Source organism: Candidatus Cloacimonadota bacterium (assembly GCA_016932035.1).
In the GTDB taxonomy this organism is placed as follows: Bacteria; Cloacimonadota; Cloacimonadia; order JGIOTU-2; family JGIOTU-2; genus Celaenobacter.
Genome location: JAFGDR010000034.1, coordinates 1 through 24,666 on the forward strand (window position 1 = coordinate 1; position 24,666 = coordinate 24,666).

Consider the following 24,666-nt stretch of genomic DNA (forward strand, 5'->3'; position numbering starts at 1 on the left):
CAAGCCGAAACCTTTAGAAACACTTGGGTATCATGAAAAAAGAAAAGGCAATCGTGCTTCTCAGCGGCGGAGTTGACAGTTGTGTTGTAACTGCAATCGCACAGAAAAAATATCACGTATGCTTGCTACATATTAATTATGGACAGCGAACCGATACTCGTGAAGAAAAAGCATTCCGGGATATTGCTGATTATTATAAGATTAAAGATATTCTCGATATAGATATTGGCTACTTGAGACAAATCGGTGGGTCGAGTCTTACCAATGAAGCACTGCCTATTCCTGAAAACTCGAACGAAAATTCAATCCCTTCAACATATGTGTCTTTCCGAAATGCAAATTTACTCGCGATCGCTACATCCTGGGCAGAAGTGATTAGGGCAAGTAAAATCTTCATCGGCGCTATGGAGGAAGACAGCAGCGGGTATCCGGATTGCCGTGAATCCTTTTTCACTGCGATGAATGTGGCAATTAAAGAAGGGACAAAACCAGAGACATTGACCGAGATCGAAATCCCGATCATTCATAAAAAAAAAGCTGAAGTTGTTCAGCTGGGAATCAAACTGAAAGCGCCGTTACATCTCACATGGTCATGTTATCAGAGTGAGGATAAAGCATGCGGAATTTGTGAAAGTTGCATGCTGAGAATTAATGCATTCAAAAAAGCTGGATACAAAGATCCAATACCATATAACATTCCCATCAAATGGAATACGTAATAGCACAATATAAGAAATATCTTATTTCCCAGAATTATTCTAAACATACTCTTCGTGCCTATCTTGGAGATGTTGAACAGTTCAACGAGTTCATTAAAAAATTCTTTCCTAGTGAAAATATAAGCATAGACAACATAACAAAATCTATGTTCAGGGATTTTCTCCAACATCTTTCCGAGCAAAAAGACGGTAATCGAACTCTCGCCAGAAAAGTCATTTCTATAAAGGCATTCTTCTCTTATCTCGTCCGAAATGGTTTTACAAATCATAATCCTCTTATTGAAGTTAAGATCCCGAAATTTGAGAAACATGCAGCAACCTTCCTTACAGAAAATGACATGCGCTTTGTGCTGAAGATTCCGGATCAAGAAGATCTTCTTGGCATTCGCAATAGCGCTATCCTCGAACTTTTGTACAGCACAGGTATCCGCATCGGAGAACTTGCAGGCTTGACACTCAAAGATGTCAGCTTCAAACAGAAGCAGATAAAAGTCCTTGGTAAGAGAGCAAAAACAAGGATCATACCAATGGGGAGCTATGCCATCGATGCGTTGGAAACATATCTTAAAGTTCGCAGCTCGTTTCTTAAAAATGGTGACGTACCGGAAGTATTCGTCTCCAAAAATGGTAATCCCCTGTCTTCGGATGAACTCAGATACATCGTTAATAAATACCTGAAAGTCATAGAAAAATCAAAAAATTACAGTCCTCATACACTTCGTCACACCTTTGCAACACATCTTCTCAATCATGGCGCAGACCTTCGCTCTGTTCAAGAACTTCTCGGTCATAGTAATCTGACATCTACAGAAGTATACACCCACACCTCAATGCAAAAGTTGAAAGAAGTATATATAAAAGCCCACCCTCACGGTGATGGGAAATAATCTGAAAATTGACAACAAAATCATTCAAAACATATATATGAAAGCACTATGAGCAAAAATATAATTATTGGAATCGCGGGCGGTACAGGATCGGGAAAAACGACCCTCGCTGAGAGGATCATCGAAGAGCTTAATGAGCCGAATGTCATCATCATCAAGCAGGATGCGTATTACAAATCGCATGATGAACTCAGTTTTGAACAGCGGAAAAATATCAATTTCGACCATCCCGATGCGTTTGACACCAATCTTTTAATGAAGCATCTAGAAAATCTCAAGAACGATGTGCCCGTTAATATGCCGCAATATGATTTTGCAAACCACTTAAGAAAAAAGCAGACAATTCCCATCTCTCCGCACAAAGTGATCATGCTGGAGGGTATTCTTGTTTTTGAGAATAAGAAATTAAGGAATCTTTTGGATATTAAGATCTTTGTGGATACCGATGCTGACGTGCGAATTCTACGAAGGGTCAAGAGGGATATCAAAGACCGAGGTCGCACATTTGAGTCTGTGTACGGACAATATATGAACACAGTCCGTCCAATGCACCTTGAATTCGTGGAGCCCTCAAAAAAATACGCAGATATTATCGTGCCCGAAGGTGGCATGAACAGAATTGCGATCGATATGATCGTATCAAAAATAAAACACATTTTACAGGAAAGCGAGGAAAAATGAAAAAATATATCATACCCTTGGTTGGTTTTCTTTTGGTCGGCACATTTGTTCTTGCTGCCACAGACATGACAGTGTATAATCAGAACTTTGCAACCGTTCGAAGCGAACTTTCAATCGTGTTACAAAAAGGTTTGAATCTATATGATTATGATGACATCCCATCTGGCATTCAACCAACGTCAGTACATCTCGAACCGGTTCGCTCAGCAGATAAAGTTGTGATCACCATGCAAAATTTCGAGTATGATCTGGCGAATACAAGTAAGATTTTAAACAAATATCTGGATAAGAGCATCTCTGTTGTCGTCATCAGTGGTGATTTCTATAGCGGTATTCTGAAATCCTTTGATTATGATACGGTCGTGATCGAGAATTCGATGAGCGGTATTCATATGATAAACCGGGATGAGATACAGACAGTCGATCTCGCAGAAATGCCGCAGAATTTTTATACACGGCCAACGCTGAATTGGGAATTACTCTCAAACAAATCCGGTGACACTCCATGCAAACTTAGTTACATCACGAACGGTATTTCCTGGGATGCTCAGTATGTCGGCATTCTTGATAATGATGATAAAATGCTGAATCTGTCTTCATGGATCTCACTGAGCAATAACTCAGGAAAAGCATTTACCGATGTAACCCTTAAACTTATGGCTGGTGATGTGAACCTTGCTCCCCAATATCCAGCCATGCCTCGTGATAATCTTATGAAGGCAGAAGGATATGGTGGATTTGAAGAACCGCAAATTACAGAAAAAGAATTTTTTGAGTATCACCTTTATACGCTGGAAAACAAAGCTGTCGACATCAATAACAACCAGCAGAAGCAGCTTTCTCTGTTTGACCCGACCGATGTAAAGGTTGAGAAAGTATATCGTTTCAATGCAAATTATGGCAATGATATTTCCGTGCTCATTATATTCAAGAATGATGATAAATCGGGTTTGGGCATTCCTCTTCCCATGGGTAAGATACGCATGTTCAAGACACAGGATAGTGATGCGGCTGAATTTGTAGGTGAGGATTACATTGAACATACACCCCGCAATGAGGAAGTAGAACTGACAATTGGCACTGCTTTTGATATTAAGGGTGAATGTGTACTTTTAGAAAGCACCAGACCAAGTCAGAAATCCCGTGAAGAAATATACGAGTGCGAGATCCGGAACCAGAAAGATGATCCTGTTACGGTAGAGATCACTAAAAATCTCGGCACGAACTGGTCGATCACCTCATCGGATATTTCTTACACAAAGAAGGATGCATATACAATTGAATTCGACGTTAAGGTTCCTGCAGAAGATAAGGTAAATTTTAGATTTACGGTGTTGTATAAGTATTAATGTAATGAAACTCAGGGGTTAAACCATTGCGAAGGACGTTGTCCATTCGAAAGATTTTGGTTTAATAAAAATATTGACTTATATCATATTTCTTTAAATCTATATATAAATGAATAGTTCCATAATCATAGTTGAAAATTGCGGAAGAATTGTACTTCAGAAGAGCTCATGGTCTAAGAAATATCTATTTGGAATTGTATTTCTCATTTATACAATCCTTTTATCAGTTTCACCCCTCTATTCTCAGGAACTGATTATCCATTCAATTGAAATCACAGGAAATTCACATTTCACTGATACTCAGATAATTCAAGCGCTCAACCTCTATCCTGAAGATGAATTCTCATATGAAACACTGAATCGAAATATTGAGAACATACTGCAACTCTATTTTGCACAGGGATTGTACCTCACAAATATAGCCCCGCCAGAAGTTATCCCTTCAAATAATGGAGATGGCGTTGACATAACAATACATATCGAGGAAGGAAAACGTCTTTTAGTTGGTGGTATAACATTTGAAGGTAATAGGTACTTTTCTGATGATAAACTCAAGACCTATCTCTCACAGCGTAAGAACTCTCCCTTTTTCATCCAGAAGGCAAATAATGACATAAAAACCATCTCAACAGTCTATTCTGAAAAAGGATACCCTTTCTGTAAAGTCTCGATAGACAGCTTAACCATAAAAGAAGACTTGCTATATGTTACATACCGCATTCGTGAAAATAAGCTTGTCAGGATATCTGATATCATATTTGAGGGGAATAAGGTATCAAAGCATAAAACGCTCAAGCTCATCCTCAATTTCCAGGAAAATGAGATCTATGATTCCAGAAAAATCGAGCAGGCAAGACGAAATCTACTTCAAAAAGAGTATATAGAATCGGTAGAAATAGTGCCCGTGAATGACTGGCAGATAATGGTTACCATCAAAGAGAAAAGTATGAGTCATTTCCAGGGCGTGCTTGGGTTTGCTTCATCAAAAGATGATGAACCTTTCTCGGAACGATTGACCGGATTCATCGATTTTTCATTCCTCAATATCCTTGGAACAGACCGGGAAGTCCAACTCAAATGGAACAAACTCACAGCAAAATCTTCTGAGTTTTTTATAGCATACCATGAACCATTCATTCTTTCGCAACAGATCTCTGCTGAAGCTGCTTTACGACGTAAAACTTTTGATACAACTTACGTTAATACAGACGTGCAATTCGCGTCTTTCTTTACCATGAAAAATTATAATACATTCGGGCTTCAGTACACGTACAGCAGCTCTATCGAGGATACAGCAAGCATGGAGCGTAATGGAATTGGAGTAATGTTCCAGACAAATAAGCTGGACTATGTTATTAATCCAAGAAAGGGTTATAAAAACACAACAAGCTACTCGATCCGCTGGAGAACGAAAAAGTCTTATGAGCAACTCGTTTCAGAGGAAGCAGAAGTAGTAATTCCTATAAATTATTATAACGTTATTTATTTGAAAGGTCTTACAAAGCTCATTTTCACGAAGAATTATATACTTTCATCCTATGATAAATTCACGTTTGGGGGGTATGAAAGCTTGCGAGGATTTGTTGACAATCAATTTGTATCAGCAAAATTCGGCATCATCAGTTTTGAGTACAGATACCTGCTATCACGTGATTCACGTGCTTTTGCATTCGTCGATTATGGTTATTGCAAAGAGTATAAAAGTTTGATCGGTGTTGGTTTGGGAGTTCGTCTCAAAAGCAAAATCGGTATTATCAAAATAGATTACGGGATCGGTTATCAGGATGGCAAATGGACCAATCCGCTGCAGGGTACAGTGCATTTTGGACTGGAAACAGGTTTCTAAAACAGTATTAAGGAGTTTATTTGAAATTATCTCAACTTGAAATTGTCGGATTCAAATCCTTTGGTGAACCAATAAAATTCAGTTTTTCAAAAGGACTGACAGGAATTGTCGGTCCCAACGGATGTGGAAAATCGAACATCTCAGATGCTATACACTGGGTGCTGGGCGAACAAAATGCCAGAAGATTGCGTGGCGGCACAATGCGTGATGTGATCTTTAAAGGAACACGCAAACGAACGGCACATAGTTTTACAGAAGTATCTATAATTATTGAAAACGATAAGAAGATCCTTCCTATCGAATATGAAGAAGTGAAGATCACCCGAAAACTTTATAGTGATGGAGAAAGTGAATATCGCATCAACGATCAGAACTGCCGCCTAAAAGACATCCTTAATCTGTTTTATGATACAGGTATGGGACGTCGAGCTTACTCTTTTATCGACCAATCAATGATCGAAGACCTTTTAAACAGCTCTGATGAGGATAAGCGATACCTATTTGAAGAAGCTGCCGGGATCATGAAATATAATCAAAGTCAGCGCACCTGCGAGAACAAGCTAAATCTAGTAGAAAATGACCTTATTCGGTTGGATGATATCATCTCAGAAGTCAAATATCAAGTTGGTTCGCTTCGCCATCAAGTGGGAAAAGCAAAGCGCTATCAGAATCTGAACAACTCGATCAATACAATCAAGATACAACTCGCAGGCATCAATTTTTTCAAGCTGCACAAACAACTCGTGCCAATGAATGAAAAATTCCTTGCATTGGAGAAGAAAATTACTGAAAATAATAAGGAACTTGCTAAGTATGAAGCTGACTTCACACAAAAAGAACGCGAACATCTCGCAATAGAAGAAAAGATAAAAAACGAGCAGGCGAAGCAACGATCAATCGAATATGTTATTAATTCATACGAAAAGCAAACCTTATTGAATAAACAACAGATAGAAAATAATAAAAATAAACTCGAAGATACTCATGAGCGTATAAAAGCAATAAAGCTGCAAAAAGAATCCCGTTCTGATGTGCTTGAAAAAGAACACCAAAAGCTTGAAGAAACGAAAGAAGCACTTGTTGAACAGAAGAAACAAGCTGAAACAATCGAGAAAAAATTATCAGAGATTAAAGATCAGGTAAACATACTTTATAAAGAAAATGATGAGATCTATCATAAAATCAATGAGCTTCAATCACGAAGACAGAGAATCCTGAATCAAAAGAATGAACTCGATACCAGACAGCATCTTATTGCAGAACAAGTTGGAAGAATTTCTGAAAAAATTACCGATTATTCAAATAAATATAATAAATTCTGCGAATTGGTTGCCGATCATGAGAAAAAACAAAAAGATAATGCACTTGTTGTTAACAAACTGAGTGAAAAGAAAGATTTATTAGAGAAAGACATCGAGAAAATAAAATCCGACGAACAGACACTTATAGACGAGTCCCATGACATTACAATGCAAATAAAAGCTCTGGAAAATGAGAAACAACAGCTTGTTGAATGGGAACGTAATTTTGCCGGATATTCTGATGGCACCAAAGCAATTCTGGAAAAATTCAAACATAAAGACATCACAACGCTTGCCGAGACCATTTCTGTGAAAGATGAGTATATTGGGCTTGTGGAACAAGCATTACGGAATATGCTTCTCTCAGCTGTGTGTGAAGAAAACGACATTCAGGAAATACTCACCTATCTGAAGGACCAGAAACTAACTTCACAGATCATTCTAAAACATCATTCTGAAAAAATACCAAAAATCACACAAATCGAAAAAACAATTCCTCTTACTGACGTTCTTACCCTTAAAAAAGGTTTTGTACATCCCGAAATTTTCAACAATTACTATATTGTTCAGGACCTGCAAACAGCACTTTCACTTGTATCACAATATCGGGATACTGAAAATCTGCTCTATTTTATTACAAGGGATGGTGCTTTATTCTCTAATCATGGTGTTGTAACTACTCATTGGATTGACTCTTCATCAAAAGGTCTTTTAAGTCGAAAAAATGAACTCAGTGAACTTGATAAAAAAATATCCAATCTAAATAAAAAACATACTCAAGCGCATAAATCAATTGAAGATATTCAAAATCAAAAAGAAGATAAACTAAACAAACTAAAAAACCTCTCACAAGAGATTGCTCAAACATCCGATCAAATAGAAAAAGAGCGGAAACAACTTGTTAATATCTCAGTTCAACGGGATAATTTTAAAGATCTGGTCGCTGAAAATCATGAGGAATTATCAAAACTTGAAAAACAAAAATCAGAAATTGCACAAGGATTGAAGGATATTCAAGAGAAACTTGCAGAGATTCCGGAGCAGGAAGAAGAAGAACTCCAGAAAAAACTCGAATCAGTTCAGGCAACATTGAAGACAACTCGTCGAGAGCAATACCGCCACGATGAGATGTTGAACGACCAGAAAATTGAAGTAACAAAGCTTGAAAAAGATATTGGATATATTACACAAAATATTGTTCGAATTAAAGAAACAGCACTCTCAAACGAACAGGAGATGGCGAGACTTCAAAATTCAATTGAACCGCTTAAGCAGGATATCGAAAATCTCCAAAATGAGACTGATAAACTGGAGATTTCCTTTAAAGAGAAGTTGGACGAACTGAATAAGTTCAAAGAGAGCAATGTTTCGATCGAAAACGATTTTCATGCAATCAGGAAAGTCCTGGAAGAGATAAAAATTACGCTTCATGAACTGGAGTTTAAAAAGGATGTTTTCTCCAGTGAAAAGAGTGACGTTGAACTAAAAATCCAGGAAACAAAAATCAAGATCGATCACCTAAAAGATGATGTCATACAGCACTATCATCATGATCTTTCCCATGACAAACCTGAGGAATATGAAAACCTTAATACGTCTGAATTGATAGCAGATCGTGAAAAACAGGAAAAACGGCTTGAAGGTCTTGGACCAATTAACCTTGCAGCGATAAATGATTATGAAACACAGAAGAAGCGATTAGAATTCCTTAACGAACAGAGACAAGACCTTGTTGATTCGAAAACCAATCTCCAGGAAGCTATTTCACAACTTAATGAAACTGCTGAGAAAATGTTCATGAATACCTTCACGATCATCCAGAAGAATTTTGATATGATCTACAAAGAGATTTTTGACGGCGGTAAAGGTATTCTTAAACTTGAAAATCCGGGTGATCCTCTTAATTCAAAGATAGAAATTTATTCAAATCCAAAAGGAAAAAAGATCACAAATATTACTCTGCTTTCCAGTGGTGAAAAGGCATTAACCGCCATTGCACTTCTCTTCTCGATCTATCTGGTAAAACCAAGCCCCTTCTGCATTCTTGATGAGATCGATGCCCCGCTTGACGACTCAAATGTTGGAAGGTTCCTAAAACTTGTGAATAAGTTTTCTGAAAATACCCAATTTCTTATCATAACCCATAATAAACGAACGATCGAAGCTGTGGACTATCTGTACGGTATTACCATGGAAGAAGAAGGTGTCTCGAAGATCGTGTCTGTCAAACTCGACTAAATGATGAAAAAAATTATTATTCTGCTGTTACTACTCATTATGCATATGATACTCTTTGCACAGCAGGAACCTGATACAGTTTCGAATAATAATCAGAATAGCGACAAATTTATACTTTTTATAAACGGTTCTTATAGCTTTGAGAATAAGTTGTACGATCAAGCAATTCAAAAATTACTGGAATATGCAGAAACGGACAAGAGTAATCTCTTTGCTGCTGAAGCTATGTATCTTGTGGGTAAAAGTTATGCTGCATTGGATAGTATCGAAACTGCGATCTCAATACTTGAGCAAACGTATGAGGATTATCCTTTCGACGATTTCGGAGTTCGTTCTTTATATGAAATCGGCAATATATACTTCGCCCAAAAAGAGTATCAAAAAGCACAATTATATTACACTCGTTTTATTTATTTTAATAGTCCGTTAAAGGTAAAAGATGAGGCATTCCTTCAAATCGAAAAATGCAATTATTATTCTGGTATATATAAAAACCCGACTGAGATTTATCTCAAATTTATAGAGAAATACCCAAGAAGTTCCTTAGTTCCCAAACTTCGGTTTGAGCTGGCTAACTATTATGTGACGATCCTTGACTATCCTACCGCGGTTAAAGAATACAATTCGATCATTGACACCTATCCTCATTGTACATGGCTCGACTCCGTTTATTACAATCTCTCTCTCGTTCATAAAACTCAGAATAACTGGGAAGAAACGGTTAATACGACAATCACACTACTCAACCGATACCCGGATTCAAAGCTGAAATCAACTACTTACGAATTGTTCATAAATGGACTTATCGCAAATCACCAGTTCCTTCAAGCAATAGATACGCTCAATTACATTATTGAAACTGCTCCTCAACATGAAAGAAATGAATACTATCAGCTCCTTGCACAGATTTACGAAGAACTCGGACTTGTAAAAGAACTTGTTTATATTTATCAAATCATGATACAGAATGAGACAGATCCTGAAAAGGCTGCACTGTTGCGTTTAAAACTTGAACTTATCAAGGCTCAAACTGGCACAGGAGAAGACACGCTTAAACCGATCGATCACAATTTGAACAGGTAGAAATAATTTGACATCAAATACGACCATCGTAGCTTTTAGCCATGCCGAAGTGGCGAAATTGGCAGACGCACTGGACTCAAAATCCAGCGAACCTTGGTTCGTGCCGGTTCGAGTCCGGCCTTCGGCACCAGATAAAAATATATAGAAGGAGTGACATATATTGTTATTTGTTAGGTAATAACATAGCTCGTGATCCTCACACGGTTATACCGCGTTTTGAGGAACTATCCCATGAAATTTTAAATATGAAAAGGAGTTTTTATCATGAAAATAAAAAATAAACTCGGCATATCGCTTCTTTTAATTGTTTTTTTTACTGTAATTTTCTCACAGTATGCTTTTGCAGGTTCAGAAGCAACATGTATTTTCTTACTTATTGAACCAGGCTCACGTCCCAACGGACTTGGTCATTCCTATGTTTCTATTGCAGAAGGCGGCTTTGCATCCTGGTGGAATCCGGGTGGTCTTGCCTTCCAAAAAGATTCTGAACTCGGTCTTATGCATTCAAACTGGTTCGGAGATGTGATCGACGATATGTATTATGAATATCTTGGCTATGCACAATATTTCGAAGGTATTGGAACTGTCGGACTCAATATTACATACATGACTTATGGAGAGCAGGAAGCATATAATGCTGCCGGTGATCCGTTGCAGAAATTCACAAGTTATGAAATCGCTGTAGGCGGATCGTATGGAACAAAATTGAGTGAGAATCTCGGTATTGGTATAAATCTGAAGGGTGTGATAAGCGGTTTAGCACCTTTGATTGAAGAACTGATGGATGCTGAAGGAACCGGTTATACATTTGTCGTTGATGTCGGGCTTCTTAAAAAGAATCTCTTTATCCCAAAACTCGATCTAGGTGTTAATATACAGAATTTTGGTCCTGATATGAGTTATGCAAACTCAGAATCAAAGCAGCCAATGCCTCTCAATCTCAAACTGGGTCTTTCTTATAGAATTTTTGATGACAAATATAATAAACTCACTGTTACAGGTGATATTAACAAGATGATGGTCAATACTGATCCGCTCTGGAAACGAATTTTTACATCCTGGGGTGATGACGGCTTTAAAAACGAACTTGATTCAATGATCGAAAATATCGGTGTTGAGTATAAGTACTATAACCTCATCTCACTCCGCGTGGGATATGTGAACGACGTTGCTGGTCATATACAGGGTTTCTCCTTTGGTGGTGGCATCAGTTATGAGTTCTCTAAAGATAAAGAACTCTACTTTGACTTTGCGCTTCAGCCTGCCGGTGAACTCACTGCGAATAACAAGACCTTCTCACTAGGTGTATCATTCTAAAATAAGCTTATTCTCTATAAACCATATTTATATTGATTCTACACGATAGAGTAGAAATAATAGTGGAACGTCACGCATGAAATTTTTAAAAACTCTCACCTATTCGGTATTGATTCTCATGATCCCGTTTATACTTCATTCAAAAACTTCTTCTTACCAGTTTAAAAAGCTCCCCGTTCAAGATATGCATAAACGACATGAGAAATTACAGAAACTTCCATATGAAGTTCAAAAAAATATATTTAATTCAGATGGTCTATCTGAAAAATTTGTCAGTCCATCAAAGGATGGTTTCGAAGATGTCAATCTCTTGATCCTTCTTATTGATTTTATCCCGGATGATGATCCAAACACAACAGGGGACGGCACATTCGATTTTGGCGAATGGGATTATTTTGAGATCAATGGGGTAAGAGATTCAGTTCAAACAATTGGTTCTCCACCTCATGACTCGACCTTTTACCATCAGACAGTTAAAGCAATGCAGTATTACTATCAGGATGCGAGCCTTGGTATTTTAAATAGTTTCAATCCCTTACAGGAGAAGAATTTCCATTTTAAGATCTTCCCGCATCAAGCAGATACTTCCTATCGCATGCCTCAACAAATGGCATATTACTGGCCTGATACTGAAGATTATGACCTGAAATCCGATCGATTAATACAGTATTTTAAAGATGCGATCACCACAGCAGACACGACAGAGTTTGAATATACTCCGGATATTATTTTTTCAGAATATAACCATATCATGATCATTCATGCCGGTTCAGATTGGCAGCATGATGTTTTCTATGATACTCCCTGTGATATCCCTTCGTGTTATTTTCATCTTAGAGATGACTCAATTGCTGTAAATGACAGCACATACTTTATAAAATCCGGAGGTAACTCTCCGGAAACTATATCTCAGGATTTCTATAAAAATAATCATTACATTTATGGGTTCGGTTCTATTAATGCGGAGCTTTTCCATGAATTCGGTCATGGTCTTGGTTTTGTAGATCTTTATGACACCTCAAACATGTATCCTGCTGTGGGATATTGGGACATCATGGACAGCGGAGGTTTCGGATCAGCAGTACTAATCGATACTCTCCAAACACCACCCGATTCTCTTGTTATCGAAGCAGTTCTGCCAACGCTGCCCTCTGCTTGGTCGCGTATTCTGATCTGGGGAGATGAATTTGAAGATGCAGGTAAATTTATTACAGTAGAAACTCCCTCAGAGATCACTGTTTCAGCAGCAGAATTCCCTAATGCTGTACATCCTCAGTTTGTAAAAATCCCTATCAATAATAAGGAATACTTTCTCATCGAAAACCGTGAAGTTGAACTTGATAATCTTGGAGCTCCTGTTATTAAAGTTGATGATATAACCGGACGCGTTCCTCTCTACCCGATGAATCCTGAAACCGAACAAAACAACCATGAGTTCGATTATTTCCTTCCCACATACGACCCTTATCTTGAAGCAGAGACGAACGGTGGACTGTGCATATGGCATGTTGATGATTATGTTATCTATGATGAACTCGTTTGGATCGATGATGACTGGTTCACACGTTTCGATGCGAATATGGTAAATGCAAATTCGACACGACGGGGAGTAAAACTGATCGAAGCAGATGGTATCGAGGACATCGGTAATCCAAGCTCCTATTTCCCCTATGGAACATGCTATGAACCCTTCTTCAAAACAAAACCTGGCACTTGGACTCCGAGTGATACAAACCGGTTCCACAATTATCAACTAGCTCCTCATACATTCCCAAACTCATTCAGTAATGAATCGATCAACTCTTTGCTTGAAATCAATGACATCGGCAATTATGCGGTCAATATGTCTTTTACGTTTCAATATCAAACATATGATGATGTTGTTTCCTATAAACCAGTAAAAAAATTCAATCCTGATCATGAACTGGTGCATTTTACAAACGATATGTTCGGATCACACATTCTTGTCACTGGCTCAGATTCACTAATAATGATCCATGACGACCTTTTTGGTGATTATTCAAGCACTCTTCGAAAACCGCTTACACAACCACTCATGCTGTTCGGGAATCAAACGAAGAAATATATCATAACATGCCAGGAAGATTCACTTTCCTTTATAGATTTTAATATCATGCATTATCCTCCAATCACGTTTTATGGTATAACACTCGATCGATGGATAACAGACTCACCTATTCAAATTTCCGATGATTTAATCATTGTTCCATCCGATTTCGGTTTGAAAAAAATATCGTTCAATGATGGATCTCCATTTGTTGTATCACAAGAAAACACGAACATTACCTCAATTGCATATGATCCAATTGCAAAAGAGTTGATCACACTAACACATGTTAACACCATAGCAGTTTTCGACACGTCATTAGCTCTTATCGATGAATATGCTCTTCCCTCCTCTGCTGGTAATTATTATCCGATAGTTGAAAGTATCATGAAGGATTTCGTTCAATTGCAAAGAATATATGTACAGGATAATACAGGTTCGGTGTATCATATTTCAGATGGCTCGTTAACAAAGATCTTTGATGCTTTGACCTATCCATTGACCAACCCATCCAACATTTCTCTTGGTGATGTGAATAATGACGGTACCCATGATATCGTTTTCACCGATGAGCACAGGATTGTTGTTCTTCAACCAAATGGTTCGTTCCTCAAGAAAACTCCGTTAGCTCCTTATAATGCTTCCTATTCTGCTTCAGTTACTCCAATTATTGGACAGAACTTTGTGGCTGAAGATATTTCATTGTATCTCCCGACTTCATCAAATTGGACACAGGCAATGGATAATACTTGTTCCATCCAGGCGATGTACAGTTTTGCTAACGGTCTCGCACTTGCGTCACCTTCAATTTCACAGCAGGAGGTATCATCGATCCTCTATCTTCCAGTCTCAGATTCCCTTGTGAAAATGTTTTCCTTCACCCAGAATGATCCTTCAGGATCTGATGTATATTGGAATGGATATAAAAATGGACCTGCTCGAACAGCTTGTGTAACGACAATTTCTGAGGGCAAGCCGGACTCTTCTGCGACCTTTACCATCCTTACCTATCCGAATCCTGCAGAATCGGGAGAGGTTAGAATAAGGGTTCGGTCAAACATGGACACGAATTCCTCCATAAAAATATACAATCTTGCTGCAGATATCCTTTTCAGCGATCAGCAACAGGTAACCGCATATATTAATAATGAATATGTATGGCCCATTGATAATGTGTCTTCAGGTGTGTATTTTGCAATGGTCAAAGTCGGTGGAAAAAGCGAATTAGTAAAAATAGGAATCACAAAATGAAACATAAAATAATTCTCATTGCACTTGTTTTAATTCTTTTATCAACAGCAATAGTCAATGCTGAGCAACGTAAATCAAAGGTTCTTGCTGCATTGATGTCACTGGCTGTTCCCGGTACTGGTGAACTTTATGCAAAGAACACAGCTTCGGGTTTGGCGAGTCTTGCAGCAGAAACCTTATTATGGCTGGGATATTACAGCTTCCGTGAACAAGCAAAATGGGCTGAAAACGATTATAAAAAATATGCCGAAGCATATTCAGGCACTCATCTCACAGACACCGAAGATGATTACTACACAATGCTCCAGGACTATTATTCAAGTACAGAATATAACAACTATGTGTACCTATACGCTCGAAACGGCTTGTATTATGGAAACTGGACTCAGGATGAGTATGATCAATTTCTTGATACCTATCTTTATATTGGAAATGCAGCCTGGGATTGGGGCTCAACTGATGTGTGGTACCGTTACGGAGAACTTCGTCGCGAGAAAAATAAATATCTCATTATCTCTAAATTCACCGTTGCAGGTATGCTGGTTAATCGTATTGTAAGTATGATAAAAGCTGTTTATTCTGTTCATAAATATAACAAGGGAATTACAGAAGAAAATACTCTCTCGGTCAATTGTGGGTTTGATTACATGAAGCAGAGATTTACCCTTTCTCTTGAGAAACGATTTTGATAATGAAAACGATCTTCATTGACGGCACTTCTGTCACGCTTGAACAGATCGATCTCGTTGCATCGCAAAAGGCAAGGGTAGCTCTTACTGAAGAAGCAAAGAAAAAGATACAAACATGCCGAAAATGTGTTGATGATATTATCAATAAGAATCAGGTTGTGTATGGAGTTAATACGGGTTTTGGCGCATTTAAAGATAAACGTATCTCGCGAGATAAATTAAAGGAACTCCAACGTAATCTCATTATCAGCCACTCAACAGGTGTTGGTAATTACTTACCCGTAAAGGTTGTTCGTGCTACTATGCTGCTCAGGATCAATTCCTTATCAAGCGGATATTCCGGCATCAGATTGACGACGATTGAGACCCTCATTGAAATGCTGAATAAAGGCATTCATCCTGCAGTACCGGCACAGGGATCTGTTGGTGCAAGCGGAGATCTGGCACCGATCTCTCACATCATACTCGTTCTTTCACGAGGAGAAGATTGTGAAAGAGAAGAGTACAGCGGTCGTGTGATCATTGAAGAAAATACCGATCGCGATAATTATTCTGTGAAGACAATCTCTGGTATGAAAGCCATGCACAATGCAGGTATCGAAAGAGTTGTTCTCGATGCTAAAGAAGGTCTCGCTCTGAATAATGGCACAAATGTGATGACAGCAATCGCTGCGCTTGCAATGATCGATGCAAAACTTCTTCTTGAAAATGCGATTAAGATTTTTACTGCATCTTTAGAAGGACTTCGTGGTGTATCGGATGCATTTCAACCAAAAATCCATGAACTACGAAGACAAAAAGGGCAAATCAACATTGCAAAAAAGATAATGAAATATATTGAAGGAAGCGCTTTGATTGATTCGAGAAAATCTGAAGTGCAGGACAGCTACTCGCTTCGGTGTTTCCCTCAAGTTGTCGGTCCTATCAAAGAAACCCTTGACTTTGCTGAAAATATCATTGAACGGGAAGCGAATGCGGTTACAGATAATCCGCTTATTATTCCTGATGCAGACAGACCGATCAAAGCGTTTTCAGGAGGAAATTTCCACGGAGAACCCATTGCACAGATTTGTGACTTTTGTAAGATAGCAATTGCTGAACTTGGTAATATTTCAGAACGAAGAATATTTAAACTGACATCGCAGTTCCTCAGTCATGGCCTGCCAAGCATGCTCACAACTGAACCCGGTTTACAAAGCGGTATTATGATCCTCCAATACACTGCAGCAGCTCTTGTATCGGAAAACAAAGTACTTGCACATCCAGCAAGTGTGGATTCCATTCCTACAAGTGAGGATGTTGAAGATCATGTGTCCATGGGTACGATTGCTGCACGGCAGTTCAGAGAAATTCTTGAGAATGTTCGAAAGATCATTGCGATCGAATATATCACTGCATGCCAGGCACTTGACTTGCGGCTTCGCATTGATTCTGATTTTAAAGATTGTGATCCAGAAAAGACTTTTGGAAAGAAAACCTACCGCATCTATCATAAGTTGAGAGAAGCTGGAGTTGAGTTTTGGGACAGGGATAAAGTTGCATATATTGACATTGAAAAAACACTTCGACTAATTACTACCGAATTATAATATAAAGGAGTTGACCATGGCAATTGTTTTAAATGGTTATGATTTAACGATTGAGAAGGTCGTGAAAATAGCACGCGAAAATGAGAAAGTAGAGATCCCGCAGGAATGTATCGAACGCATTAACAAATGCCGTGCAATGCTGGAAGAGAAAATCCAGGCACATGAGATCATGTATGGTGTTAATACTGGTATAGGTGAATTTTCAGAAGTTGTCCTTGATGACGGACAGATTGAAGATTTCCAGCGTTATCTGATATACAATCATGCAGCCGGAATCGGTGATCCGGCACCTATTGAGTATGTACGTGGCGCAATGGCAGGAAGGATCAATGTGCTGGTAAAAGGCAACTCCGGCTGTCGTCCGGAAATCCCTCTTACTCTTGCTGAAATGCTCAATAAAGGTGTTACTCCTTATGTTTGCCAGAAGGGTTCAGTCGGTGCGTGCGGAGACCTTGCTCCGATGTCACAGATCGCACTCCTATTTCTTGGTGAAGGAAAAGCGTATTATCAAGGTGAACTATTTGAAGGAAAAGAAGCCATGGATAGAGCCGGCATTCCAATTCCCGGACTCAAGGCGCGAGACGGACTTTCAGCCATAAACGGCTCAAACCTGCTTACTGCGATGAGTGCCCTATTACTTTATGATGCAAACCGATGGCTTAAACAGGCAGAAATTGCAGCTGCGATGTCACTCGAAGCACTCAAGGCAAATATGAAGCCTTATACTCCGCTCTTACATGAAGCCCGAGGATTCAAGGGTGCAATCCGCTGTGCGCGATCGATCAACAAATTAGTAAAAGGCGGTGATCTTGCAGAAGGTAGAGTAAAATGCAAAGTTCAGGATGCGTACTCCATGAGATCGACCCCACAGGTTATTGGCGCTGCTCATGATGCACTGATTTATGCACGTTCACAGGTTGAGATCGAGTTGAACGGTGTTGGTGATAATCCAGTATTCTTCCCTGATAAAAGAATACAATTATCCGGTGCCAATTTTCAGGGATCACCTGTTTCACTGCCGATGGATATGATCGGTGCAGCGATTACTATGGTTTCCGTAATGTCCGAACGTCGCATGAACAGATTGAATAATCCAGCACTCAGCGTGGGGCTGCCTGCTTTCCTGACAAAAGGGGCAGGTATGTTCTCAGGTTTAATGCTCAGCCAATACACCGCAGACATGCAAATCGTAGAACAGAGAATCCTTTCCGTTCCTGCATCCATACAATCTATTCCAGCTGCTGCTGATCAGGAAGATTTTGTTTCAATGGGCATGAACACTGCCATTAAGAATTTCCAGATCATGGATAATGCATATGGCATACTCGGTATTGAATTCATGGCTGCAGCACAAGCGCTTGATTTCCGTGAAGAAGAATATTCATTCGGCGATGGTGTTACAAAAGCCAAAGAAGTAATCCGCCGATATGTTGACTTCCTCGATATAGATAGACCCCTCTATCCTGATCATACAAGAATGAAAGAGCTTGTTCGATCATGCGAAATTCTTGAAGAAGTCGAAAGTGTCGTAGGCAGCTTAGAATAGAAAATGAAAAGAATATTACTTCTCGTAATGCTCACATTTCTCATGATCCTTACGAGTTGCGTGTACTATAACACATTCTATAATGCAAAGAAATACTATGCAGAAGCATTGAATGCCAAAAAGCAGAATAACGGAAATGTATCCCCGAGTATAGACACAAAATTCGAAACATCTATTGGCAAGTGCGCATATATCATTCAGGAATACCCGACCAACAAGTGGGTTGATGATGCGATCCTGCTTATGGGACAATGTTATTATGAGCAGGAATATTATATCAAGGCGTTGCGAAAATTCAAAGAATACGAGAAGTATTACAGTTCAAGAAAATTATATCCTAAAGCTAAACTCTATCTCGCAAGGACCTATCTCGCCATGAAGGAATATGACGAAGCAATGAAGCAATTCTCAGCGATCTTTACCAATCCAAAATTTCAGGAAGTTCGAACTGAAGCTTATTTTGATCTGACGGATTATTATCTTGAAAAAGGAAAGTACAATGGTGCAAAGAATACCATTCTTGAACTCTTGAACACGGATCTGAAAAAGAAAAACCATCTTAAGGCAATGTTCCTGTATGCCCAGATCGTCTATACAAATGGTGAATATAAAAGTGCGGAGCTTGCTTTCAGAAATTTTCTGGCAGAAAAACCCACCAAACGATACAGACTAGACGCTTTGATGTATATAGGTAAAATTTTTATTGTTACTGGAAATTACAATGATGCTATCCAGATCTTCAAGAACCTGCACGATAACGAGGTCGATTACGATAGACTCCCTGAGATAGAAATGTATATAGCACTCTGTGAGGCACATCTGGGAAAAACAGAAAAGGCCTTTGAGATGTTCGAAAGCATAAACACTGAGAATAAGGGAAAAAAAATCGTATCGGAGGTCAATTATTACTGGGGTGATATCTATTTCAGTGTGCTTCGTGATTATAACAATGCCATTGAGAAATTCAATGCGGTTATCATAAAAAACCTCGATGGTGCTTTGGTCAATGACACACAGAATAAACTGAAAGTAGCCCAGGAACTGATAAGTTTTCAGTCAGTTCAAAACAGCGACCAGATAAAGCAGATCGTTGAGTTCCAGTTCCAGCTTGCAGAATATTATAACTTTGATCTTAATCAACCGGATTCCGCACTTGCCATGTACGATGACATTCTTGAACGTCTGCCTTTACTTCGAGATGAACTCGATTCATTAACGATCCTATTAGAAATCACTTTCCCGGAAGAAGATTCAGTTGATATATTATCAGATACTTTGTTACTCGCAGATTCTCTTCAAATCACTATTGAATCTGAAATTGAAGATTCTATAGAGATCGTTCAACCTGTCGAAGATTCAGTTCATGCAGTAGCAGTTGACTCGATGATCACTGATAGTCTTCGAGGAATTGCTATCATAGACTCAAGTCTTTCTGATATTGTTCTTGTTGATTCTGTCTTGACAGACAGCACACTTATTGAGCCCGAAAAACCAGTTCTCACACGATCTCAGCTTCTGGTAAAAATTGAAAATCTTCATAATATGATACATGAATTTGAAACTGAAATCATCCCGAAAGTGCTCTTTATGAAACTATGGACTTTTAAGAAAAAGTATGATGATCCTGAAATGGCAAACGAGATGTATTTACGTCTTGAGACGGACTATCCAGGTTCAAAATACACAATCGCAGGCAAAAAACTAATCAATAATGAATCCTATCAGTTAGTCGAACCACGAGAACATTTTGCGCATATGTATGTACAAAAAGCTTTAGATTTTTACTTTGACAGTGTCACGCTTAAGCAAAGTCATGCATATCTCGACACAGTGATCTCAATGTATGATTCAACTTCTGCATATCCGCAAGCGCTCTATCTGAAATCTTATCTTTTTGTAAAAGAAAATCATGATACAACTTCAGCAAGACCCTATCTTGAAGAATTCTTCACTGATTATCCTAATCATGAATTAAAGAAGGAAGTAACAGATTTCTTTGACGGAACACGATTTCTCTCCTTCGAGCCAGAAATAGACTCATCATTGATTATTGACTCGACGATAGTGTTGCCTGATAGTATGAATATTGCGGATTCATTATTCGTAATAGATACCACAGATGTAACAGATTCTATTGGAGTGATCCCTCAGGATAGTATGTTTATTTTACCGGCAAATGATAATAATCTTGGAGGTGAAAAAGAATAATCCCTCCATGTTTGACTATTTCAATCCCATCCTAAAAATAATTTTTATACTTCTGCAGCTTATTTTTCTTTTCCTAATTCAAAAAACAATACTGCAAATATCAGTTTTCTTTCTACTCCTGATTTTTATTCTATCAAGTCCAGGTATAATTAAGCAGATCATCTTGACCATACTTAGAATTTCACCGCTCCTGCTTTCAATCTTTCTAATCGGATATATTTTTGGAAATACCTGGCAGAATGATGTATTCATTATTTTATCGATTCTTATGATGGTCAGCTATACTGTACTTGTGATGAAAACAACTTCTGCATATTCATTTTTATCACAGCTCAGACGACTTTGTCCTGCAAAATCTCGAGGAAATATTATAATCTTTCTTTATGGTGTCATAAGATTTTTACCAATGATCTTTTATGAATACTCCCACACACTTCACCTGTACAAATATCACACAGGCAGTAAGATGGGATTTCCAGATGTGTTAGATATCTTTCCCCTTGTCGTTCAAAAATCTCTTATTAAAGTAAATAGATATTCTTCTACTTCACGGACTCTTATTGACGGGCTAATCTCCCGCTCGTTCCATACGACAGATTTGCTCCTGCCATTACTCGTGATCATACAAATCGTTCTACTCTTTATATGAAAAAATATTTACTCCAATTCAGCTATGATGGTCATCCCTTTCATGGGTGGCAGATTCAAAAGGATATTATTAGCATTCAGGAAGTGATGGAAGCATCGCTTTCTCAAATCTTCAAAAGTGAGACCCAATTAACGGTTTCAGGCAGAACAGATGCAGGTGTTCACGCACTTAATCAATATGCGCATTTTTATGCAAACACGCGAATGAAACCAGAAAATATAGTTGCTGCCATCAACAGCATCATACATAAAGCAATTTTTATTATCGAATGCTCGATCGTACCTGAGGATTTTCATACTCGATTTTCAGCAAAAAAACGCATCTATATGTACAAAATAATGAAATCTTATTCTCCTTTTGAGAGATCTTATGCATCATATTTCCCACATATGAGGTATTCACTGAACTGTCTCCAGAGCGCATCGGATTTCTTGATCGGCACATACGACTTCAATGTTTTTGCACATGATACATCACAGCTACCATCTACCATGTGTACCGTAGAACAAGCAATGTGGAGTGAAACGGAATCTCATCTTATATTTTTGATCACTGCTAATAGATTTATGCATAATATGGTACGCAGAATAGTCGGTACTTTGCTTCATATTTGCCACAAACGGCTTGAATCTAATTTGATACAAACAATCTTAAAGACCCAGGATTGCACACTTCTTGGTACAACAGCTCCTCCTCATGGATTGTATCTTTATGACGTCACTTACTGATCGTGAGGAGTAAAAGCAAAATTCTTAAAAAAATTGACGGAACGGAGTTTCTATCATAGATTTTGTTTCGAAATAAAAAAGATATATAATTTAACATTACAATTACGTGGTGCTCAAAAATCTGGAGGTTGCCATGAAAATCACTCATTTTAATGACGTTCCTATCGAAGATGTCCTTGTTGAAGGTGCCAAAAATACAAAAATTAGGTGGCTCATTTCAAAAAAGGATAATGCTCCAAATTTTGCGATGCGTATGTTCGAGGTAGAAGTTGGCGGTCACACACCCTTCCATTCTCATGAATGGGAACATGAAGTTTTTGTTTTACAAGGATCCGGTGTGCTGGTCACAGAAGAGGGAGAAAAGTCGTTTCAACAATGGGATGTTATCTTTGTAGAACCTCATGTAAAACACCAATTCAAAAACACTGATGATACACTTATGCGTTTTCTATGCGTTGTTCCCCATACACCTCAACCTAAACAATCATCTCAGAATCCTCTTGGTGACAAACCGGTAAATAACTGCTAATGAATCTTCTTGCCATCGACACATCAACGTCGTATGAAAGTATTGCACTCTCTCGTAACGGAAACATCCTGGCAGATGTAACCATTGATGCAAAAAGAACACACTCTGAGCGCTTACTTCCTACTATTGAGGACATTCTAGGTCAAACCGGAATGAAGCTGGAAGAACTGACGGGAGTTGCAGTATCAATTGGACCCGGCTCTTTTACCGGGCTGCGTATCGGCCTTTCGACTGCTAAGGGATTGTGTTTTGGGCTTAAAGTGCCCTTATATGTCACCTCAACACTCAAATCCATGGCCAATAATGTTTCCGGCTACACTTCGAATATATGTTCTCTTCTTGATGCTGGACGTGGTGATGTCTATTATGCTATCTTTTCTCCTGATCTCACTGAAATTCAGGGACCTTCTTTAGGTAGAATAGAACAAGTTGTAGAGCTGATTGATGATAAAACCCTTTTTGTCAGCCCGATCCTCCCAAAATTAGTAGTTGAGCTTACAGCATTGAATGAGTCTCCCAATCTTACCCGAGCTATCGATTGCTACCCGAAAGCGATTTCTCTAATCGATATGATAATAGATAAAAAAGGGTGCGATGTATATGCTGCAGATGACATCGCTCGTATTGAACCCCTATATATCAGAAAATCAGCAGCAGAAGAAAACTATAAACGAGATAAGAAATAATAACATAATTATTTATAATTGAATAGGAGTATTATGGAAGATTTACTCGACCTGAAAGAAATGCAAAAGATGACTCTACCCGAGTTGCACAAAGTCGCAAAAAGCTTCGAGATCAAAAATTTCAAAACTATGAACAAAGAAGCTTTAATGTTCGCTATTCTCGATGCACAAGCTGCTAATGAAGGATTGGTCTTCACTACAGGTGTTATCGATCTTACACCAGAAGGTTACGGCTTTCTGAGATCCCCAAAATCAAACTACATCAGCGGTCCAAGTGACATTTATGTTTCCAAGGCACAGGTGAAGAAATTTCACATCAAGCAGGGAAATATTATCGCCGGACCGGTGCGTTCACCAAAAGAAGATGAAAAATATTTCGCACTTATACGAATCGATGCGATCAACAATGAACCACCTTTGCGAGCATATGAAACACCGAATTTTGACTCACTTACCCCGCTCTACCCCGAAGAAAAACTCAATCTTGAAACTGATCAAGATGAACTTTCAACAAGGATCATCGACCTCTTTACACCAATTGGGAAAGGGCAGAGAGGACTTATTGTTGCTGCACCTCGAACCGGTAAAACTGTTCTGCTTCAGAAGCTCGCAAACGCTATCCTTACCAATCATCCAGAAGTGTACGTGATCATACTACTCGTGGACGAACGACCGGAAGAAGTCACAGAAATGAAACGTATTGTGAAACCCGAGAATTCCGAAGTTGTCAGCTCTACCTTTGATGAGACTGCACATCATCATGTGCGGCTGGCTGAGATGGTTATGGCAAAAGCCAAGAGAATGGTAGAATATGGGCGTGATGTGGTTATTCTTCTGGATAGTATTACCCGTCTTGCGCGTGCATATAACACATTGATGCCAGCAAGCGGTAAAGTCCTGTCCGGTGGTGTCGATGCCAATGCATTACACAAGCCAAAACGATTCTTTGGTGCTGCACGTAATACCGAAGAAGCTGGTAGCTTAACTATTATGGCAACAGCACTTATCCACACCGGCAGCAAGATGGATACGGTTATCTTTGAAGAGTTCAAGGGCACCGGTAACATGGAACTTGTACTAGATCGTTCGATCAGTGACCTCAGGATGTATCCGGCAATCGATCTTGTCACTTCAGGTACCCGTCGTGAAGAACTTCTGCTTGCTGAGGATGTGCGAAATCGTGTTTTTATTCTCCGCAAAATCCTCAAAAATCAGAGTCCTTATGATGCAATCGAACTCTTGAAGAACAAGATGAAAGGAACCAAAAACAATCAGGAATTTCTTAAATTAATGAGCAGCTAA

The 24,666-nt window shown here is 38.7% G+C and carries 18 protein-coding genes and 1 tRNA gene; all 19 read left to right on the forward strand.

Annotated features, from left to right (window positions below; translation table 11 throughout):
- Positions 1-32: 32 nt before the first annotated feature.
- The 19 genes from queC to rho all read left to right on the forward strand — a co-directional run bounded on the left by queC (position 33) and on the right by rho (position 24,666).
- A complete protein-coding gene (queC, locus tag JW794_05880) occupies positions 33-719 on the forward strand; it encodes a 7-cyano-7-deazaguanine synthase QueC (protein MBN2017639.1) in 687 nt (228 codons plus the stop codon).
- A complete protein-coding gene (locus tag JW794_05885; GenBank protein ID MBN2017640.1) occupies positions 707-1,606 on the forward strand; it encodes a tyrosine recombinase XerC in 900 nt (299 codons plus the stop codon). The genes queC and JW794_05885 overlap by 13 nt, the downstream gene beginning before the upstream one ends.
- Positions 1,607-1,654: 48 nt before the next feature.
- A complete protein-coding gene (gene udk / locus JW794_05890) occupies positions 1,655-2,287 on the forward strand; it encodes a uridine kinase (GenBank protein ID MBN2017641.1) in 633 nt (210 codons plus the stop codon).
- On the forward strand, positions 2,284-3,636 hold the full coding sequence (locus JW794_05895; GenBank protein MBN2017642.1) for a DUF4139 domain-containing protein: 1,353 nt from the start codon (positions 2,284-2,286) through the stop codon (positions 3,634-3,636). Before udk ends, JW794_05895 begins: the two co-directional genes overlap by 4 nt.
- A gap of 109 nt (positions 3,637-3,745) precedes the next feature.
- Entirely contained in the window at positions 3,746-5,482 is a 1,737-nt protein-coding gene (locus JW794_05900) for a BamA/TamA family outer membrane protein (protein MBN2017643.1), read from the forward strand.
- A 20-nt stretch (positions 5,483-5,502) separates the two neighbouring features.
- Positions 5,503-9,021, forward strand: a complete 3,519-nt coding sequence (gene smc, locus JW794_05905; GenBank protein ID MBN2017644.1) for a chromosome segregation protein SMC — start codon at positions 5,503-5,505, stop codon at positions 9,019-9,021.
- Positions 9,022-9,024: 3 nt separating this feature from the next.
- Positions 9,025-10,104: a tetratricopeptide repeat protein gene (locus JW794_05910; protein MBN2017645.1), complete on the forward strand. Its 1,080-nt coding sequence runs from the start codon at positions 9,025-9,027 to the stop codon at positions 10,102-10,104.
- Positions 10,105-10,147: 43 nt separating this feature from the next.
- Positions 10,148-10,234: transfer RNA gene (locus JW794_05915), tRNA-Leu, on the forward strand.
- Positions 10,235-10,368: 134 nt separating this feature from the next.
- A complete protein-coding gene (locus JW794_05920; protein MBN2017646.1) occupies positions 10,369-11,421 on the forward strand; it encodes a PorV/PorQ family protein in 1,053 nt (350 codons plus the stop codon).
- 76 nt (positions 11,422-11,497) lie between these two features.
- Complete coding sequence (locus JW794_05925; protein MBN2017647.1) at positions 11,498-14,740, forward strand: T9SS type A sorting domain-containing protein; 3,243 nt, start codon at positions 11,498-11,500, stop codon at positions 14,738-14,740.
- Entirely contained in the window at positions 14,737-15,429 is a 693-nt protein-coding gene (locus JW794_05930) for a hypothetical protein (GenBank protein MBN2017648.1), read from the forward strand. Before JW794_05925 ends, JW794_05930 begins: the two co-directional genes overlap by 4 nt.
- Before the next feature lie 2 nt (positions 15,430-15,431).
- Positions 15,432-17,018 (forward strand): histidine ammonia-lyase, encoded by a 1,587-nt coding sequence (gene hutH / locus JW794_05935; GenBank protein ID MBN2017649.1) that lies wholly within the window; start codon positions 15,432-15,434, stop codon positions 17,016-17,018.
- A gap of 16 nt (positions 17,019-17,034) precedes the next feature.
- On the forward strand, positions 17,035-18,564 hold the full coding sequence (locus JW794_05940) for an aromatic amino acid lyase (GenBank protein ID MBN2017650.1): 1,530 nt from the start codon (positions 17,035-17,037) through the stop codon (positions 18,562-18,564).
- Positions 18,565-18,567: 3 nt separating this feature from the next.
- Entirely contained in the window at positions 18,568-20,772 is a 2,205-nt protein-coding gene (locus JW794_05945; GenBank protein ID MBN2017651.1) for a hypothetical protein, read from the forward strand.
- A 163-nt stretch (positions 20,773-20,935) separates the two neighbouring features.
- Complete coding sequence (locus JW794_05950; protein ID MBN2017652.1) at positions 20,936-21,421, forward strand: hypothetical protein; 486 nt, start codon at positions 20,936-20,938, stop codon at positions 21,419-21,421.
- Positions 21,418-22,149 (forward strand): tRNA pseudouridine(38-40) synthase TruA, encoded by a 732-nt coding sequence (gene truA / locus JW794_05955; protein MBN2017653.1) that lies wholly within the window; start codon positions 21,418-21,420, stop codon positions 22,147-22,149. Before JW794_05950 ends, truA begins: the two co-directional genes overlap by 4 nt.
- A gap of 133 nt (positions 22,150-22,282) precedes the next feature.
- Positions 22,283-22,678: a cupin domain-containing protein gene (locus tag JW794_05960; protein MBN2017654.1), complete on the forward strand. Its 396-nt coding sequence runs from the start codon at positions 22,283-22,285 to the stop codon at positions 22,676-22,678.
- Positions 22,678-23,364, forward strand: coding sequence for a tRNA (adenosine(37)-N6)-threonylcarbamoyltransferase complex dimerization subunit type 1 TsaB (tsaB, locus tag JW794_05965; GenBank protein ID MBN2017655.1), 687 nt, complete (start codon positions 22,678-22,680; stop codon positions 23,362-23,364). Before JW794_05960 ends, tsaB begins: the two co-directional genes overlap by 1 nt.
- A 33-nt stretch (positions 23,365-23,397) precedes the next feature.
- On the forward strand, positions 23,398-24,666 hold the full coding sequence (gene rho, locus JW794_05970; GenBank protein ID MBN2017656.1) for a transcription termination factor Rho: 1,269 nt from the start codon (positions 23,398-23,400) through the stop codon (positions 24,664-24,666).

What these genes read in the sequence shown, in the direction of transcription:
- udk (MBN2017641.1), top strand. Translation starts at nt 1,655, where the DNA reads ATGAGCAAAAATATAATTATTGGAATCGCGGGCGGTACAGGATCGGGA.
- JW794_05925 (MBN2017647.1), top strand. Translation starts at nt 11,498, where the DNA reads ATGAAATTTTTAAAAACTCTCACCTATTCGGTATTGATTCTCATGATC.
- JW794_05920 (MBN2017646.1), top strand. Translation starts at nt 10,369, where the DNA reads ATGAAAATAAAAAATAAACTCGGCATATCGCTTCTTTTAATTGTTTTT.
- JW794_05945 (MBN2017651.1), top strand. Translation starts at nt 18,568, where the DNA reads ATGAAAAGAATATTACTTCTCGTAATGCTCACATTTCTCATGATCCTT.
- rho (MBN2017656.1), top strand. Translation starts at nt 23,398, where the DNA reads ATGGAAGATTTACTCGACCTGAAAGAAATGCAAAAGATGACTCTACCC.
- JW794_05910 (MBN2017645.1), top strand. Translation starts at nt 9,025, where the DNA reads ATGAAAAAAATTATTATTCTGCTGTTACTACTCATTATGCATATGATA.
- queC (MBN2017639.1), top strand. Translation starts at nt 33, where the DNA reads ATGAAAAAAGAAAAGGCAATCGTGCTTCTCAGCGGCGGAGTTGACAGT.
- truA (MBN2017653.1), top strand. Translation starts at nt 21,418, where the DNA reads ATGAAAAAATATTTACTCCAATTCAGCTATGATGGTCATCCCTTTCAT.
- JW794_05930 (MBN2017648.1), top strand. Translation starts at nt 14,737, where the DNA reads ATGAAACATAAAATAATTCTCATTGCACTTGTTTTAATTCTTTTATCA.
- JW794_05895 (MBN2017642.1), top strand. Translation starts at nt 2,284, where the DNA reads ATGAAAAAATATATCATACCCTTGGTTGGTTTTCTTTTGGTCGGCACA.
- JW794_05960 (MBN2017654.1), top strand. Translation starts at nt 22,283, where the DNA reads ATGAAAATCACTCATTTTAATGACGTTCCTATCGAAGATGTCCTTGTT.
- JW794_05900 (MBN2017643.1), top strand. Translation starts at nt 3,746, where the DNA reads ATGAATAGTTCCATAATCATAGTTGAAAATTGCGGAAGAATTGTACTT.
- tsaB (MBN2017655.1), top strand. Translation starts at nt 22,678, where the DNA reads ATGAATCTTCTTGCCATCGACACATCAACGTCGTATGAAAGTATTGCA.
- JW794_05940 (MBN2017650.1), top strand. Translation starts at nt 17,035, where the DNA reads ATGGCAATTGTTTTAAATGGTTATGATTTAACGATTGAGAAGGTCGTG.
- JW794_05885 (MBN2017640.1), top strand. Translation starts at nt 707, where the DNA reads ATGGAATACGTAATAGCACAATATAAGAAATATCTTATTTCCCAGAAT.
- hutH (MBN2017649.1), top strand. Translation starts at nt 15,432, where the DNA reads ATGAAAACGATCTTCATTGACGGCACTTCTGTCACGCTTGAACAGATC.